The 14,447-nt window shown below is 51.9% G+C and carries 13 protein-coding genes; all 13 read left to right on the top strand.

The features are described from left to right. Positions 1-9 precede the first annotated feature (9 nt). The 13 genes from atpA to MHI43_RS29900 all read left to right on the top strand — a co-directional run bounded on the left by atpA (position 10) and on the right by MHI43_RS29900 (position 14,356). Entirely contained in the window at positions 10-1,524 is a 1,515-nt protein-coding gene (gene atpA / locus MHI43_RS29960; RefSeq protein ID WP_015737746.1) for a F0F1 ATP synthase subunit alpha, read from the top strand. Positions 1,525-1,830: 306 nt separating this feature from the next. Next, complete coding sequence (gene atpG, locus MHI43_RS29955; RefSeq protein WP_009590544.1) at positions 1,831-2,691, top strand: ATP synthase F1 subunit gamma; 861 nt, start codon at positions 1,831-1,833, stop codon at positions 2,689-2,691. Positions 2,692-2,807: 116 nt separating this feature from the next. Next, a complete protein-coding gene (atpD, locus tag MHI43_RS29950; RefSeq protein ID WP_009590553.1) occupies positions 2,808-4,208 on the top strand; it encodes a F0F1 ATP synthase subunit beta in 1,401 nt (466 codons plus the stop codon). Between the two features lie 99 nt (positions 4,209-4,307). After that, positions 4,308-4,712: a F0F1 ATP synthase subunit epsilon gene (locus tag MHI43_RS29945; RefSeq protein ID WP_015737745.1), complete on the top strand. Its 405-nt coding sequence runs from the start codon at positions 4,308-4,310 to the stop codon at positions 4,710-4,712. Between the two features lie 661 nt (positions 4,713-5,373). Beyond that, complete coding sequence (locus tag MHI43_RS29940) at positions 5,374-5,628, top strand: DUF1146 family protein (protein WP_009590551.1); 255 nt, start codon at positions 5,374-5,376, stop codon at positions 5,626-5,628. A 501-nt stretch (positions 5,629-6,129) separates the two neighbouring features. Next, positions 6,130-7,476, top strand: a complete 1,347-nt coding sequence (murA, locus tag MHI43_RS29935) for a UDP-N-acetylglucosamine 1-carboxyvinyltransferase (protein WP_176502510.1) — start codon at positions 6,130-6,132, stop codon at positions 7,474-7,476. A gap of 323 nt (positions 7,477-7,799) precedes the next feature. After that, on the top strand, positions 7,800-9,410 hold the full coding sequence (gene spoIID, locus MHI43_RS29930; RefSeq protein ID WP_341283198.1) for a stage II sporulation protein D: 1,611 nt from the start codon (positions 7,800-7,802) through the stop codon (positions 9,408-9,410). Between the two features lie 204 nt (positions 9,411-9,614). Further along, positions 9,615-10,355, top strand: coding sequence for a M23 family metallopeptidase (locus tag MHI43_RS29925; RefSeq protein ID WP_015737742.1), 741 nt, complete (start codon positions 9,615-9,617; stop codon positions 10,353-10,355). Between the two features lie 263 nt (positions 10,356-10,618). After that, positions 10,619-10,903: a sporulation transcriptional regulator SpoIIID gene (spoIIID, locus tag MHI43_RS29920; protein WP_009594246.1), complete on the top strand. Its 285-nt coding sequence runs from the start codon at positions 10,619-10,621 to the stop codon at positions 10,901-10,903. Positions 10,904-11,100: 197 nt separating this feature from the next. Beyond that, positions 11,101-12,099: a rod shape-determining protein gene (locus MHI43_RS29915; RefSeq protein ID WP_036660372.1), complete on the top strand. Its 999-nt coding sequence runs from the start codon at positions 11,101-11,103 to the stop codon at positions 12,097-12,099. 269 nt (positions 12,100-12,368) lie between these two features. Next, entirely contained in the window at positions 12,369-13,250 is an 882-nt protein-coding gene (locus tag MHI43_RS29910; protein WP_036660349.1) for a flagellar hook-basal body protein, read from the top strand. A gap of 68 nt (positions 13,251-13,318) precedes the next feature. Continuing rightward, positions 13,319-14,146 (top strand): flagellar hook-basal body protein, encoded by an 828-nt coding sequence (locus tag MHI43_RS29905; RefSeq protein ID WP_015737739.1) that lies wholly within the window; start codon positions 13,319-13,321, stop codon positions 14,144-14,146. A gap of 9 nt (positions 14,147-14,155) precedes the next feature. Next, complete coding sequence (locus MHI43_RS29900; RefSeq protein ID WP_009594210.1) at positions 14,156-14,356, top strand: DNA-directed RNA polymerase subunit beta; 201 nt, start codon at positions 14,156-14,158, stop codon at positions 14,354-14,356. Positions 14,357-14,447 lie beyond the last annotated feature (91 nt).

Raw genomic sequence — 14,447 nt, 5'->3', positions numbered from 1 at the left:
GTGAAAACGTTGAGTATCAGACCTGAAGAAATCAGTACTTTAATCAAAAGTCAAATTGAAGAATATAAATCCGATATCACTGTCTCTGAAGTAGGTACGGTAATTCAAGTAAGTGACGGTATTGCTCGCGTGTACGGCCTGGAGAACGCGATGTCCGGGGAACTTTTGGAGTTCCAAAACGGCGTGTTCGGTCTGGCGCTGAACCTTGAGGAGAGCAATGTCGGTGTCGTTATCCTGGGACCTTACTCCGAAATCAAGGAAGGCGATCAGGTAAAGCGTACAGGACGTATCATGGAGGTTCCTGTAGGCGAAGCTCTGCTTGGACGCGTCGTGAATCCGCTGGGTCAGCCGCTTGACGGCAAAGGCCCGATCGAAGCGACTGCATTCCGTCCGGTTGAGAGCAGTGCACCAGGCGTTATCGACCGTAAATCCGTTCATGAGCCGATGCAAACCGGTATTAAAGCGATCGACGCGATGGTACCTATCGGCCGCGGTCAGCGCGAGCTGATCATCGGTGACCGCCAAACAGGTAAAACGACCGTAGCCATCGATACGATCCTGAACCAAAAAGGCAGCGGCGTTAAATGTATTTATGTAGCCATCGGGCAAAAGCAGTCCACTGTAGCACAGGTTGTTGAAACTCTTCGCCGTCATGGCGCGCTGGAGTACACGATCGTTGTTACGGCTTCGGCTTCCGAGCCGGCTCCGCTGCAGTACATCGCTCCATACGCAGGCTGCGCAATGGGCGAGTACTTCATGTACAAAGGCGAGCATGCACTCATCATCTATGATGACTTGTCGAAGCAAGCGGCAGCATACCGTGAATTGTCCTTGCTCCTCCGTCGTCCTCCGGGTCGGGAAGCTTATCCGGGTGACGTTTTCTACCTGCATTCCCGTTTGCTGGAGCGTGCAGCGAAGCTCAACGATGAGCTTGGTGGTGGTTCATTAACCGCACTGCCATTTATTGAAACACAGGCTTCTGACGTATCTGCTTACATTCCAACCAACGTAATTTCGATTACGGATGGACAGATCTTCCTGGAGTCCGAGCTGTTCTACTCCGGACAACGCCCAGCGATTAACGTCGGTATTTCGGTATCCCGTGTCGGCGGTTCCGCGCAGATCAAGGCGATGAAAAAGGTTGCGGGCGGCATGAAGCTGGATCTTGCGCAATACCGTGAGCTCCAGGCGTTCTCCCAGTTCGGATCCGATCTGGACAAATCAACCTTGGCTCGTTTGAACCGTGGTGCAAGATTGATGGAAATCCTGAAACAGGGCGTAAACCAGCCGTTGTCCGTTGAACAACAGGTGGTTAGCTTGTACGCAGCCGTTAAAGGATATATCGATGATATCGAGGTTGCTGACGTGCGTCGTTTCGAGAGCGAGTTCCTCGCGTTTATTGGAAGCAATAAACCGGAAATTCTTCAATCCATTACGGATACGAAGGATTTGACGTCCGACAACGAAAACGCGTTGAAAGCGGCAATCGATCAATTTAAGAAGGGCTTTGCCGCTTCGGTCTAAGCTCCTCAGGCAAGTAATAGGAGGGGAGCCGGGGTAAGCCCGGCATCCTCTTTCATCATATGGAATGTAGCTTTGGCTGTGACCAAAGTGGTTTTTACAACAGATGTGGCTTTGGTCCTAGCCAAAGCTTAGTCTACCCGTACGAAGTAATTTTGGCCCCAGCCAAAGCGCGAATTGCTTACGAAGTAACTTTGGTTTTGCCGAAGTTAGGTGATTGCTTACGAAGTTAGCTTTGGCTTCGCCAAAGCTAGGCTGATGCTTACGAAGTTAGCTTTGGCTTCGCCAAAGCTTTAAGGTGGTGAAAACATGGCAAGAGGATTACGTGATATTAAACGGCAGATCAAGAGTGTTCAGAACACAAGGCAGATCACCAAGGCGATGGAAATGGTTGCTGCTGCCAAGCTGAGAAGAGCTCAAGAGAAGGCGACCTCCGCGCTTCCATACTCCGAGAAGCTGAAAGAAGTGGTTGGCAGCATCGCTGCTGGAACCAAGGGAATCAGCCATCCGATGCTGGAGAAGCGCGAAGTGAAGAAAACCGGTTATCTGGTGATCACTTCAGACCGTGGTCTTGCGGGTGCTTCGAACTCCAATATTTTGCGTAAAGTATCGAATTTTATCGCAGAACGCCATCAGTCCAAGGACGAGTATTGCCTGTTTGTGATCGGACGTAAAGGACGGGATTATTTCCGCCGTCGTGGACTTCCGGTTGTTGAGGAGCTCACCGATTTATCCGACAGTCCGACCTATGCGGATATTAAGACCATCGCTAACGCGGCGGTTCACCAATACGAGCTGGGTCAGATTGATGAGTTATACCTGTGCTATAACCAATTCGTGAATGCCTTGACTCAGCTTCAGGAAATCTCCAAACTTCTGCCGATGGAGAACATTGGCGGCGGGGAGAACCTGACTGGTTATGAGTATGAGCCGTCTCCGGAAGGCGTGCTGGAGGTTCTGCTTCCGAAATATGCGGAAACGCTGATTTTCAGCGCAATGCTCAATGCGAAGGCAAGTGAGCTTGGAGCGAAGATGACCGCGATGGGAGCAGCAACGAAGAATGCGAGCAAGTTGATCAACGAGTTGAACCTGACTTACAACCGTGCTCGTCAGGCTGCCATCACGCAGGAAATTTCCGAGATTGTGGGCGGAGCCAACGCTCAGCAATAATGCACGTTTGAATTCTTAACTTAGTATTTAACGGATATGCGGCGATGTGATGAACAGCCGCTTTTACGATCATCGTTCACCGCCAGAGGTGAACGGGTAGGAGGGAAAACGAATCAATGAAAAAAGGACGCGTTGTCAGCATTACAGGTGCTGTAGTTGACATTGAATTTGAGCGCGGTCATCTTCCCGAGATTTTTAATGCTGTCAAGATTGAAGCTACGTTGGAAGGCGGCCGCTCGGTTGATTTGACTTTGGAAGTATCCAATCATTTGGGTGATAACCTGGTTCGTTGTATTGCGATGTCATCCACGGACGGTCTCGTTCGCGGCATCGAAGCTGTGGATTTGGGCAGACCAATCACGGTTCCTGTAGGTTCCGCTACACTCGGTCGCGTATTTAACGTATTGGGTGAGCCGATCGATAATGCAGGTGCCGTAGTGTCCGAAGTTAATAACCCGATCCACCGTGAAGCTCCTGCATACGATGAGCTCTCCACGCAAGCAGAAATGCTTGAAACGGGGATTAAAGTTATCGACTTGCTTGCTCCATACCAAAAAGGCGGTAAAATCGGTCTCTTCGGTGGTGCCGGCGTAGGTAAAACCGTTGCGATCCAGGAATTGATCAACAACATCGCTCAAGAACACGGCGGTATCTCCGTATTTGCCGGCGTAGGTGAGCGTACTCGTGAAGGTAATGACCTTTACCACGAGATGAGCGATTCCGGCGTTATCAACAAAACCGCGATGGTATTCGGACAGATGAACGAGCCTCCGGGTGCCCGTCTTCGCGTAGCGTTGACCGGATTGACGATGGCGGAATATTTCCGTGACCAAGAAGGTAAAGACGTACTTCTCTTTATCGACAACATCTTCCGCTTTACTCAAGCGGGTTCCGAAGTATCCGCCCTCCTGGGACGTATGCCTTCCGCGGTAGGTTACCAGCCAACGCTGGCATCCGAAATGGGTCGCTTGCAAGAGCGGATTACCTCCACGAAAAAAGGTTCTGTAACATCCATCCAGGCGATCTATGTACCTGCGGATGACTATACGGATCCGGCTCCTGCTACGACGTTTGCTCACTTGGATGCAACGACGAACCTGGAGCGTAAAATTTCCGAGATGGGTATCTATCCTGCGGTAGATCCGCTGGCATCCAGCTCCCGTATCTTGGCTCCGGAAATCGTTGGTGAAGAGCATTACAATGTGGCTCAAGGCGTTAAGAAAATTTTGGCTCGCTACAACGAGCTTCAAGATATCATTGCAATCCTCGGTATGGATGAGCTGAGCGAGGAAGATAAAGCGATCGTTGGACGTGCTCGTCGTGTTCAGCGTTTCCTTTCCCAGGCTTTCCACGTTGCCGAGCAGTTTAACGGCATTCCTGGTAAATATGTGCCGGTTAAAGAAACCGTACGCAGCTTTAAAGAGATCCTGGAAGGCAAGCACGACCACCTTCCGGAAGCCGCTTTCCTGTTCGTAGGTACGATTGAAGAGGCAGTTGAAAAAGCAAAAACATTGTAAGCTGACGCTCCGTGATCGGCAGACCGAAACAGTGCTCACAGTGGGACTGTGAGGTCTGCTGCGCGAGTTTTCTGCGGAAAACGGTGAGGAGGGATGGAAGTGAGCACCATTTTGTTGGAAATCGTAACGCCGGACCGCTTGGTTTACTCGGAGCAGGTGAACAGTGTTACGGTGCGTGGGGTCGAGGGAGAGCTGGGCATTTTGCCTGGTCATATTTCCTTCGTTACGCCGCTTCAAATAGCGCCAGTCTTTGTGAAGATCGGCAACGAGAGAACCCCGTTTGCGGTACAGGGCGGTTTCGTCGAAGTCCGCAAAGATAAGATTGTCATCCTGGCGGAAAGCGCAGAGAGAGCGGGAGAAATCGATCTGGAGCGTGCGGAAGCCGCGAAGGAAAGAGCAGAGACTCGCCTGCATGCGAAGGGAAGACAAGATGAAGTTGACCATCGTCGCGCGGAATTGGCTCTGCAAAGAGCGATGAACCGGATTAAAGTGACGCGGAACTAATCGTTGAACCAAGACAGCTTGGCTGCAAGATTGCAGCCAAGCTGTTTTTTTGTTTACAGCAAGCATAGGATTTCAGAGAATCTGAATCATGTTGCTGTGAAGTTCGATAAGCGGGGAAAACAAGGGCCGTTTTCTGAAAATCGCGTCGATTATAGTTAATTTTTTCATCGTTTAAAGGGTCAGAATAGTAGGATGAATTCGCTAAAGCAGCTCTCTAACAGTGTCATATGAAGCTTATGGAGCCTGCGATTCTATGAAATGTTGGATATCCCAAGTATCTAACCCTTGCTTTTATAGAGTCGCAGCACAACATATAGCGTCTAAGAGAGAAAGGTCATTCCAAGAATTAACCATGCTGGAAGCTTTACCGGCCGCTAAGTTAGGGTCCGGTAATTTTTTGTAATATAATAAGTATAAATAGGAGCATGGGGAATGAAACTATATCCATTCCTGGTGTTTCATTGGTTCATGATTGCGATAAGAACAGCATTTTGGACTTCGGCTAATGGCGTGTTCCTGATCGTTTTTGGGCAATGTCGATAAATTTTATTATTTCCGAGGAAATGTCGTATAGAAAGTGCTGGATTCTTAGGCTCCAGCCAAGTATTATAGAAGAGTCGGTCCTGAATAGGGCTGACAAATTCACGAAGGAGGAGGGAGTATGAATCAGGATTTATCCAATTCAATCGGTGCCGTCGGTGTTAGCGGATTGATATCGATTGTTGTTTCACTGGTCTGTATCGCACTGGCTTGGTGGGCATTACAACAAGTAAAGCTGGATTTGGTTGTCCGTCATCCGAAAGGGCCGCAGGGAAAGCTGCTGCATTTGCTGCTGGCGGTGGTGCTTGGACGATTCGTTGCTGAATTCCTAATTGACTATATTACATGGAGTCAAATGATCCGATATATGTTTTAAACGCGAATGACGGGCGTGGTACATAACGTGTTGGAGCAGCTTGTTTTAAAGACATGAGTTGTAGGATGGTTATGTGTTCGGCAATCTTTTTACGTGTCTGTTTTAATTGCGGTATGAATGGTTATATCTCTGTTAGGTTGCTTCAGAAGAAGATGTCGAATAAACGCATTTTATTATGTTAACACTTAAATCAAGAAACGGATCGGGCGGACGCTATGACTTCCGGACTATAATGTTCACCCGGTAATTGTTGCGCATTGACAAGTGCTGGTCGGTCATGGTACCTTTCGTAGGTCCATACTGCGGATAACAGATGCTTCATAAGGTGGCATCATGGATTGTTCGATTCCTGATGTAGACACCGTATCAGATGTCATAAATAGTTCAAAAATCGCTTGTTTAGCGGAAAACACTAATGTTAAGATGAAAGTTAGGGAATTAGCAACACCTAATTACTAACACACGCAATCAGGAAAATTATGGACGCGGAGGGAAACCATGATGAGCAAATTTATCGTCCGCGGTGGCAAAAGACTGACCGGAAGCGTCAAAGTCAGCGGAGCAAAAAATTCAGTTCTTCCGATCATCGCTGCCTCTCTACTAGGGGAAGTTGGGGAAAGTGTTATTATTGACGCGCCTCCTCTTGACGATGTAATTACAATCAGCAAAGTATTGGAGTCGCTTGGTGCGGGCATTACATATCAGGATGAAGTGATACGTGTGAATGCAGAGCACATAACGACATGTGAAGCGCCTTATGAATGGGTGCGGAAGATGCGGGCGTCTTTTCTGGTCATGGGACCTTTATTGGCACGTTGTGGACGAACCCGGATTTCGCTTCCCGGGGGATGTGCTATCGGCACAAGACCCATCGATCAGCATCTAAAAGGATTTGAAGCTCTCGGGGCGGAAATCAGCCTCGGACAAGGATATATTGAAGCTAAGAGCAATGGCAGATTGCGCGGGGCAAAGGTCTATTTGGACGTTGCCAGCGTAGGTGCTACTGAAAATATTATGATGGCTGCCACATTGGCTGAAGGGACAACGGTTATCGAAAATGCGGCGAAAGAGCCGGAAATTGTCGATTTAGCGAATTACCTGAATGCGATGGGAGCCAAAGTTCGCGGTGCGGGCACGGGCGTGATCCGCATCGAAGGCGTTGAGAAGATGCATGGCGTGAAGCATAACGTGATTCCTGACCGGATCGAAGCAGGCACCTTCATGGCTGCCGCTGCGATTACCGGCGGGGACGTATACGTGGAAGGAGCCATTGCCGATCATCTCGGCCCTGTCATCTCCAAGATGGAGGAGATGGGGATCACCGTCGAGCCGGACGAGAACGGGATTCGCGTCATCGCTGACAAGCCGTTAAAGTCGGTGGATGTGAAAACCTTGCCTTACCCTGGATTCCCAACCGACATGCAATCGCAGATGATGGCGCTCTTGCTGGTGTCGGAAGGTACAAGTGTCGTGACCGAAACCGTATTTGAAAACCGCTTTATGCACGTGGACGAATTCCAATTGATGAATGCGGAGATCAAGGTGGAGGGACGTTCTGCCATCGTGACCGGCGGCGCGAAGCTGAAAGGAGCCAAAGTAACGGCAACGGATCTGCGTGCAGGGGCCGCCTTGATTTTAGCCGGTCTTGTTTCTGAGGGGACTACCGAAGTTGGCGGCGTTCAGCATATTGATCGCGGTTATGTTCATTTGGCGGAGAAGCTGTCCGGACTTGGCGCGGATATCTGGCGTATTTCGACGGAGGAACCGAGCACGGAGAAGGTTTCGAAGAAAGCGGCAACTGAAGCAGAGGACGCCAAACATTTTAAAGTGCAGCCAACCTGGGTATAACCTGGAGGCTGGATCTGTTCATTAAGGTTAGACCGCATTAAGTCATAGAAGGGGCTTTGCCGATGGAGGCAAGGCCTCTTCTTTTTTGGGTATGCCATCATCATGGCAGCTATCCCTCCTTCTCTTATGTTGGGATTCCGGATCAATAGGAGACTTTTTGCTAGCTTGCTTGCAGTCAGCCTCAGCGTTTCTTCATCCATATGAATTTTCCCGTTCTCTTAGAATAGTTCTATCAAATACCCGTATCTCATAAGTATAAGTAGAGCGTGATGGAGCATGAACGAGAGCCTATACCAGGGGAAAAGGCACAGGAGGGAAACGCAATGAAAGATTCGAAGGTTCGTGTGAATGTGAGCACCGCAGGGAACAAACGAGCGGTCGATTCAAAAGACGTTCGGAAAGAAGGAAGTGCTGAGCCTTATCAGGTGCCGTCCGAAGGATCGGCGGCTCCCGTGTTGAAGTGGAAATTTCCTGAGGGGCTTGAGACGAAGGGCGGGCTGACTGAAGAACAAAGCCGTCGTTCGATACCGGATACAGAGGATATGCAGGAAGGGCCGCGCGGGCACCGCGGCCCGGGGAGCAGGCCGGACGCCTTCGGCGAGTCCGGCCATGGCCCGCGGGCGGCACAGACGCCGCCGCCCGAACGCCCTGCCGGCGCGCCTGCGCATGGCGCCGCGCCAGCCCCCGGCGGGCCGGCGGCGATGCCGCAGGGCCCGCACTCCGCGGCCGAGCCGCAGCGCTTCGCGCAAGCGGCATCGGGCCGCGTGCCGCGCGGCGGCCGCACGTTCCGTGTGCGGCCTGCGCGCTGGGGGCGCCGCGGCTTTGCCGCGCGGCGCCCGGCCGCCGGGAAGCGGCGGGTGCGGGTGCACCCCGCCGTCTGGGCGGTGGCCGGGCTGCTGGCCTTGGCGCTGGCGCTGCCTCTGCTGGTGGTTGCCCCCGGCAACAACGCACCAGAGCCGCTGCCGCCCGGGCCGGCCCCGCTGCCTTCCGCCGAGCCGCAGGCGGCGGAAGAGCCCATGGTATCCGTCTATGTAACCAAGACGGATACCGTGGAGGAGCTGCCGCTGGAACAATACCTCGTCGGCGTCCTGGCCGCCGAGATGCCGGCGGAGTTCCAGCTGGAGGCGCTCAAGGCCCAGGCCATCGCTGCACGAACCTATATCGTGCAGCGGCTGGCGTCCGGCGACCGCAGCGGCGTGCCGGACGGCAAGGCCTTGGTGACCGACACGGTCAGTCACCAGGCCTATATCGCCCAAGACGAGCTGACGAAGGAATGGCGTCGGCTGGGGAAGGAAGCCGAGCTGGCGAAGCTGCGGCAGGCCGTTAAGGAAACGGCGGGTGTGGTGATGACGTATGAGGGTAAGCCGATTACGGCTTCTTTTTTCTCCACCAGCAACGGGTATACCGAAAATTCAGAGGATTATTGGAAGAACGAGATTCCCTACCTGCGCAGCGTGGAGAGTCCATGGGATAAAGAGATTTCGCCCAAATACAAGACAACGGTCACGATGCCAAGGTCGGAGTTTATCGGGAAGCTTGGCCTGGCGGATGGAGCCGTACCGGTATCGGCGGGCGGGGACGGGGGTTCTTCTTTTTTGAAAGTGCTCTCGTATACGCAAGGCCATCGCATTGAGAGCGTACGGGTCGGCGGCAAGAAGTTCACCGGTCGCGAGGTGAGAGAGAAGCTGGGGCTCCGGTCCAGCCAATTCACCCTTCATATGAAAGACGGAGAGATTGAGATTACGACCTACGGAAACGGCCACGGAGTCGGCATGAGCCAATACGGAGCAGAGGGCATGGCCCGCGAGGGATATGAAGCGAAAGCGATTCTGGAGCACTATTATACGAATATTTCTTTTGACAAAACTTCAAATCTTCTCTCTTTAAATACAAGTTCAAAAAATCTGTTTTTCAACACCGAGAAGGTTGAATAAAGCTAGGGACTGAGAAGCGGAGCGTACGTTTTGGGTACGTGAGCATTGGAAGGACCGGCTGAATTCAAGATTCGATGCCGAGTTGCCCCTTGATTCACTCCGTGATCAAAAGACGACTTTTGGAACAACCTCTCAAAAAAATAATAGTGAGATAACGTATAAAAGAGTTGGCCCCGGTAACAATGGTTACTGAGGTGATTGCAAATGAATGAACAGAACAAAAATAGTAAACCCCACGAAGAAACTCCTAAAACTGTGCAAGGAGATTCGGCGGTAACGTCATCTTCGTGGAAGAAAGCATTATCCAAACGGTGGGTGTTCCCGGCAGCATACTTAGCAGCAGCGGCAATTATACTAACCCTCGTGTGGGTCTACCAGGACGCCAGCCAAAAGACGCTGAACCCACAAGAGGAAGCAACAACCGTATCGGAATCGGTTCAAGGCTCGGAGAAGCCTGCTGCAACCGAAGGTAATGACGGAGAGGCTGTAGAAGTGACGGCTAATGCGCAAGCGATGATCTGGCCGGTAGCGGACGACGTGGCGGTGAGCATCGTCAAACCTTACTTTGACGAGACGAATCCGGAGACCCATCAAGAGGCGATGGTGCAATATAACGACACCTTCACGCCGAATCTGGGAATCGACTTGGCTGCCGCCGATGACACGATGTTCGAAGTCAGAGCCGCGCTTACGGGTAAAGTGACCCGGGTCGAGAATCATCCGGTCAACGGTAACGTCGTTGAGATTACATCCGGCGATACCAAAACCGTGTACCAAAGCTTGAACGAAGTGAAAGTGAAGGAAGGCGCAGAAGTGAAGCAGGGCGATTCCATCGCGACGGCCGGACGCAGCGAGCTTGAGAAGGATCTCGGCAACCACGTGCACTTTGAAGTGTATGAGGGCGGGAAACTGGTCAACCCTGTGAGCGTGCTTCCGCAAAAATAATTTCATTTCTTCGTCATATGCGCCCACCGCGCACTTGAAGAGGGCAGGATCTTGGGATCCTGTCTTTTTTTTTGCTGCGGGTTCGGATGGCAAGTCCAACCCTTGCTGCGCCTTATTTTATGGAGTTTCTCTGCTTGTCCGCGACCGGCATGTCCAGAAAATAAATGGGTCCAAGTAAGCTTGTCAGCACTTGAAACCGCGAATATCCCGTCAGGCCCCTCATATAATGTACCAAACTATCCACACAGTAGGGAGGCGGGAGCGTGCACGATTACATCAAAGAGCGGACCATTAAGATCGGACGCTGTATCGTGGAAACGAGGCATACGGTTCGAACTATAGCCAAAGAATTTGGCGTGTCGAAGAGCACGGTGCATAAGGACTTAACCGAACGTCTGCCGGAGATCAACCCGGACCTGGCGGATCAGGTAAAGCACATTCTCGAATACCACAAATCCATCCGCCATCTGAGAGGCGGAGAAGCTACCAAGATCAAGTACAAAAAAACCGGCAGCAACCGTGAACCGGTGGCCACGGCAAAATCCTGATTTTTTTAGGGCTTTGGTCGCTAGATTGGCGTTGAATCCCTCCCCTAAAGTATGATATGTTAAAAGCTGGTATAGGATCGAAATATGGGACCTGTTTTGCCGAAGATCATCATCGATTGCTAGATTATGTCGAAGGGTGGTACGGTACAGCGAACAGACTCTTTTACCATAAAATAACACTTTGGGGGCTTTTCATGATGTTGAGCAAGGATATTGGAATCGATCTCGGAACGGCGAACGTGCTCATTCACGTAAAGGGGAAGGGGGTAGTGTTAGACGAACCTTCCGTTGTCACTATTGAGACCGACACCAAACGAGTCCTTGCCGTCGGTGAGGAAGCACGGCGCATGGTCGGGCGTACTCCCGGCAACATTACGGCGATCCGCCCGCTGAGGGACGGGGTCATCGCCGACTTCGAAATTACGGAAGCGATGCTGAAGTACTTTATTGATCGCGTGGGCGCGCGCAGTTGGCACAGCCGGCCCCGAATCCTGATCTGTGCACCGACGAACATTACTTCGGTGGAGCAGAAAGCGATCCGGGAAGCGGCTGAGCGCAGCGGCGCAAGGGATGTGTTCCTGGAAGAAGAACCGAAGGCGGCGGCAATCGGCGCAGGAATGGATATTTTCCAACCGAGCGGTAACATGGTTGTGGACATCGGGGGCGGCACCACGGATGTGGCCGTCCTGTCCATGGGCGATGTGGTCACCGCCTCTTCGATTAAAATGGCAGGGGACAAGTTCGACGAGGCGATCACGAAGTACGTGAAGCATAAATATAAATTGCTGATCGGGGAACGGACAGCAGAAGATTTGAAGATGGCGATCGGAACGGTTCGTCCGGGCGGCAGACAAGCTGAGATGGATATTCGCGGACGCGATATGGTATCGGGATTGCCGTTTACCGTCACGGTGTCGTCAGAGGAAGTGCAGGAAGCCCTGTGGGATCCCGTGTCATCGATCGTGCTCGCAGCCAAATCCGTATTGGAGCGTACTCCGCCTGAGCTGTCGGCGGACATCATCGATCGCGGCGTCATTCTAACGGGCGGCGGCGCGCTGCTTCATGGATTGGACGAGCTGTTGACGGACGAGCTTCGGGTGCCGGTGCTTGTCGCTGAAGATCCGATGCACTGTGTGGTTAAGGGAACGGGAATTATGCTCGATAATTTGGACAAGGTCGTTAAGAAAAAGTTCTAACCTTCCGATATAGATGATAGGAACGTGATTTTTGATTATAAATCTGTATCCATACGATGCAGCTACAAAAGTCTGCAGTATACAATGGTCATGCGCAGCAGCAGCGAAGAGGACGGAATTGTATTGGAAAAACGGAGTGGTCGCCTTTGATTTCGGATTTCAACATTTGAGAAGTTCTAACGAGAAATCCGAAAACAACAGCGATTGGAAATACAATCCGTCAGCGAAGCGGCCATTCACGGATCTATTTTGGAAGGGAAGTGCCTTCATTGTTAAGAGGTCTATATACAGCGGCTTCAGGGATGATGACCCAGGAGCAGCGACATAATACGGTGACGCAGAACATCGCCAACGTTAACACGACAGGCTATAAGGCAACGAACAGTGTACAGCGCTCGTTCCCTGAAGTTCTGGTCTCGATGATCGGCGGCAACGAGTCGTCGAATGCGGGACGGAAGCTCGGCAAGTTCAACACGGGCGTATACGCGGAGGAGAGCATTTCGCTCTATACGGAAGGCGCGCTTCGGGAAACGAACAAGACAACGGACTTTGCGCTGGTATCCTCGTTTACGGTACAGAATCCGGCAACGGGCCAGGCTTATCCGTTTGATGCTTCGGGCAGATACGTGGATGAGAACGGCGAGGTGATTTACCGGCCGGAAGGATTTTTCACGGTTCAGAACGAGAACGGAGATGTCCGGTACACCCGCAACGGCAGCTTCCGGGTCAGCCCCGAAGGCAACCTGTTGAGCGAGAGCGGCTATCAGGTTCTGGATAACAATAACAGACCGATTGTATTGACAGGTCCGGCGAGTGACTTTACAGTGAATGAGCAAGGAGAAATCATGGACGCCGCTGGCAGAGGGACGGGCATCATTCTCGGCGTCAGCATCGTGAGCCAGCCTCATGGACTGATTCGAGAAGGGCATGGCGTGTTCCGCATGGCTGATCCGGACGGTGAAGTGCGTTTTATGACGCCGGCCGATAACGGAGTGGTCCGACAGGGATTCATCGAAGGGTCCAACGTGGATCCAACGCAGTCGATGGTGGAATTGACCGCTGCGCTGCGCGCGTATGAAACGAATCAGAAAATCGTTCAATATTACGACAGAACGCTGGAGAAGGCGGTCAATGAAATTGGCCGCGTCTAAGCTAACGTCTGTAAGCAGGTAGGCAGCACACTGCTGCCGGAATAATGGGAGCCCACGGGAGGTAAGTAATGAACAACTCGATGATTAGCGCCATGGTGTCGATGAATGCCCTCCAGCAGCGATTGGATGTCATTGCGGACAATATGGCAAACGTCAACACGGCTGGTTATAAGAAAAAGGAGGCATCCTTTGAGGATGTGCTGACTCAGGTTCAGGGCCATCACAAGGATTTCGACCGGACGGGCCGTGCGACGCCGCTTGGCTATACACTCGGGTACGGCATGAGATTATCTTCCGTTGTGCCAAACATGGAGCAGGGCGCCATGAAGGAAACCGGCAACCCGCTCGATCTGATGATTGACGGGCAAGCCATGTTTGCGGTTCAGGGAGACGGCGCGATCGGATATACCCGTGAAGGCGGATTCCACGTATCCCCGGACGCCCGTAATCCGAACAACCTGCTGCTGGTCAATTCACAAGGCTATCCTGTGCTTGACGTGAACGATAATCCGATCTCTCTTCCGGCCAAAGGGAAAGTTGCCATCAATGAGAGAGGTCAGATTATCGTGGAGACCCCAACGGGTGGCCGTACGGCTCCTTATGCCACCTTGAAGCTGGTTGAGCTTGAGCGTCCGGAGGGACTGGTCGCTGTAGGGGATAACCTGTTTGTCTTAGGGAACGGTTTAGCGGAAGGCGACGTATTCGATACGACGCCGCCTGCTCCGGGCGAGCCTCCTAAATCCAAGGTGCTGTCCGGATTTGTGGAGCAGTCCAACGTGAACCTGACCGATGAATTGACCAAGATGATGGAAGTTCAGCGGGCCTACCAGCTGACGGCACGCGCGCTTAGTTCCAGCGATACCATGATGAACCTTGCCAACACAATGCGAGGGTAGGTGGGCATCATGAGTGAATCAAACGCCAAAAAACGCTCCAAGACATCCGGATGGAAAATCGCCGTCCGTATCATGATTCCTGTATTGCTCGTACTGGCATTATTCGGGGGCATGGTCTTCGGATATGTTGTCCTGGGGGATCAGGAGCTTAGTGAAGTGTTTGAATGGGGCACATGGAAGCATGTTTTTGATTTGATTTTCGCACCGTGACGAAGGTCGGGGTGACATACAACGTCTTTGATAAGATGCCAAACTCCCTGTAAGGGAGTTTTCTTTTTTTAGGGTTAAACGGTATAATGGG

It is taken from the genome of Paenibacillus sp. FSL H8-0457, from assembly GCF_038051935.1.
GTDB classification, from domain to species: Bacteria; Bacillota; Bacilli; order Paenibacillales; family Paenibacillaceae; genus Paenibacillus_AQ; species Paenibacillus_AQ lautus_A.
Note: the sequence above shows the minus strand (reverse complement) of the source record. Positions and strands in the feature narration are given on the sequence as shown.

Excerpts from the sequence above, each read along its gene's own strand:
- atpG (WP_009590544.1), top strand. The coding sequence starts at position 1,831 with ATGGCAAGAGGATTACGTGATATTAAACGGCAGATCAAGAGTGTTCAG.
- atpD (WP_009590553.1), top strand. The coding sequence starts at position 2,808 with ATGAAAAAAGGACGCGTTGTCAGCATTACAGGTGCTGTAGTTGACATT.
- MHI43_RS29940 (WP_009590551.1), top strand. The coding sequence starts at position 5,374 with ATGAATCAGGATTTATCCAATTCAATCGGTGCCGTCGGTGTTAGCGGA.
- murA (WP_176502510.1), top strand. The coding sequence starts at position 6,130 with ATGAGCAAATTTATCGTCCGCGGTGGCAAAAGACTGACCGGAAGCGTC.
- spoIID (WP_341283198.1), top strand. The coding sequence starts at position 7,800 with ATGAAAGATTCGAAGGTTCGTGTGAATGTGAGCACCGCAGGGAACAAA.
- MHI43_RS29925 (WP_015737742.1), top strand. The coding sequence starts at position 9,615 with ATGAATGAACAGAACAAAAATAGTAAACCCCACGAAGAAACTCCTAAA.
- MHI43_RS29915 (WP_036660372.1), top strand. The coding sequence starts at position 11,101 with ATGTTGAGCAAGGATATTGGAATCGATCTCGGAACGGCGAACGTGCTC.
- MHI43_RS29905 (WP_015737739.1), top strand. The coding sequence starts at position 13,319 with ATGAACAACTCGATGATTAGCGCCATGGTGTCGATGAATGCCCTCCAG.
- MHI43_RS29900 (WP_009594210.1), top strand. The coding sequence starts at position 14,156 with ATGAGTGAATCAAACGCCAAAAAACGCTCCAAGACATCCGGATGGAAA.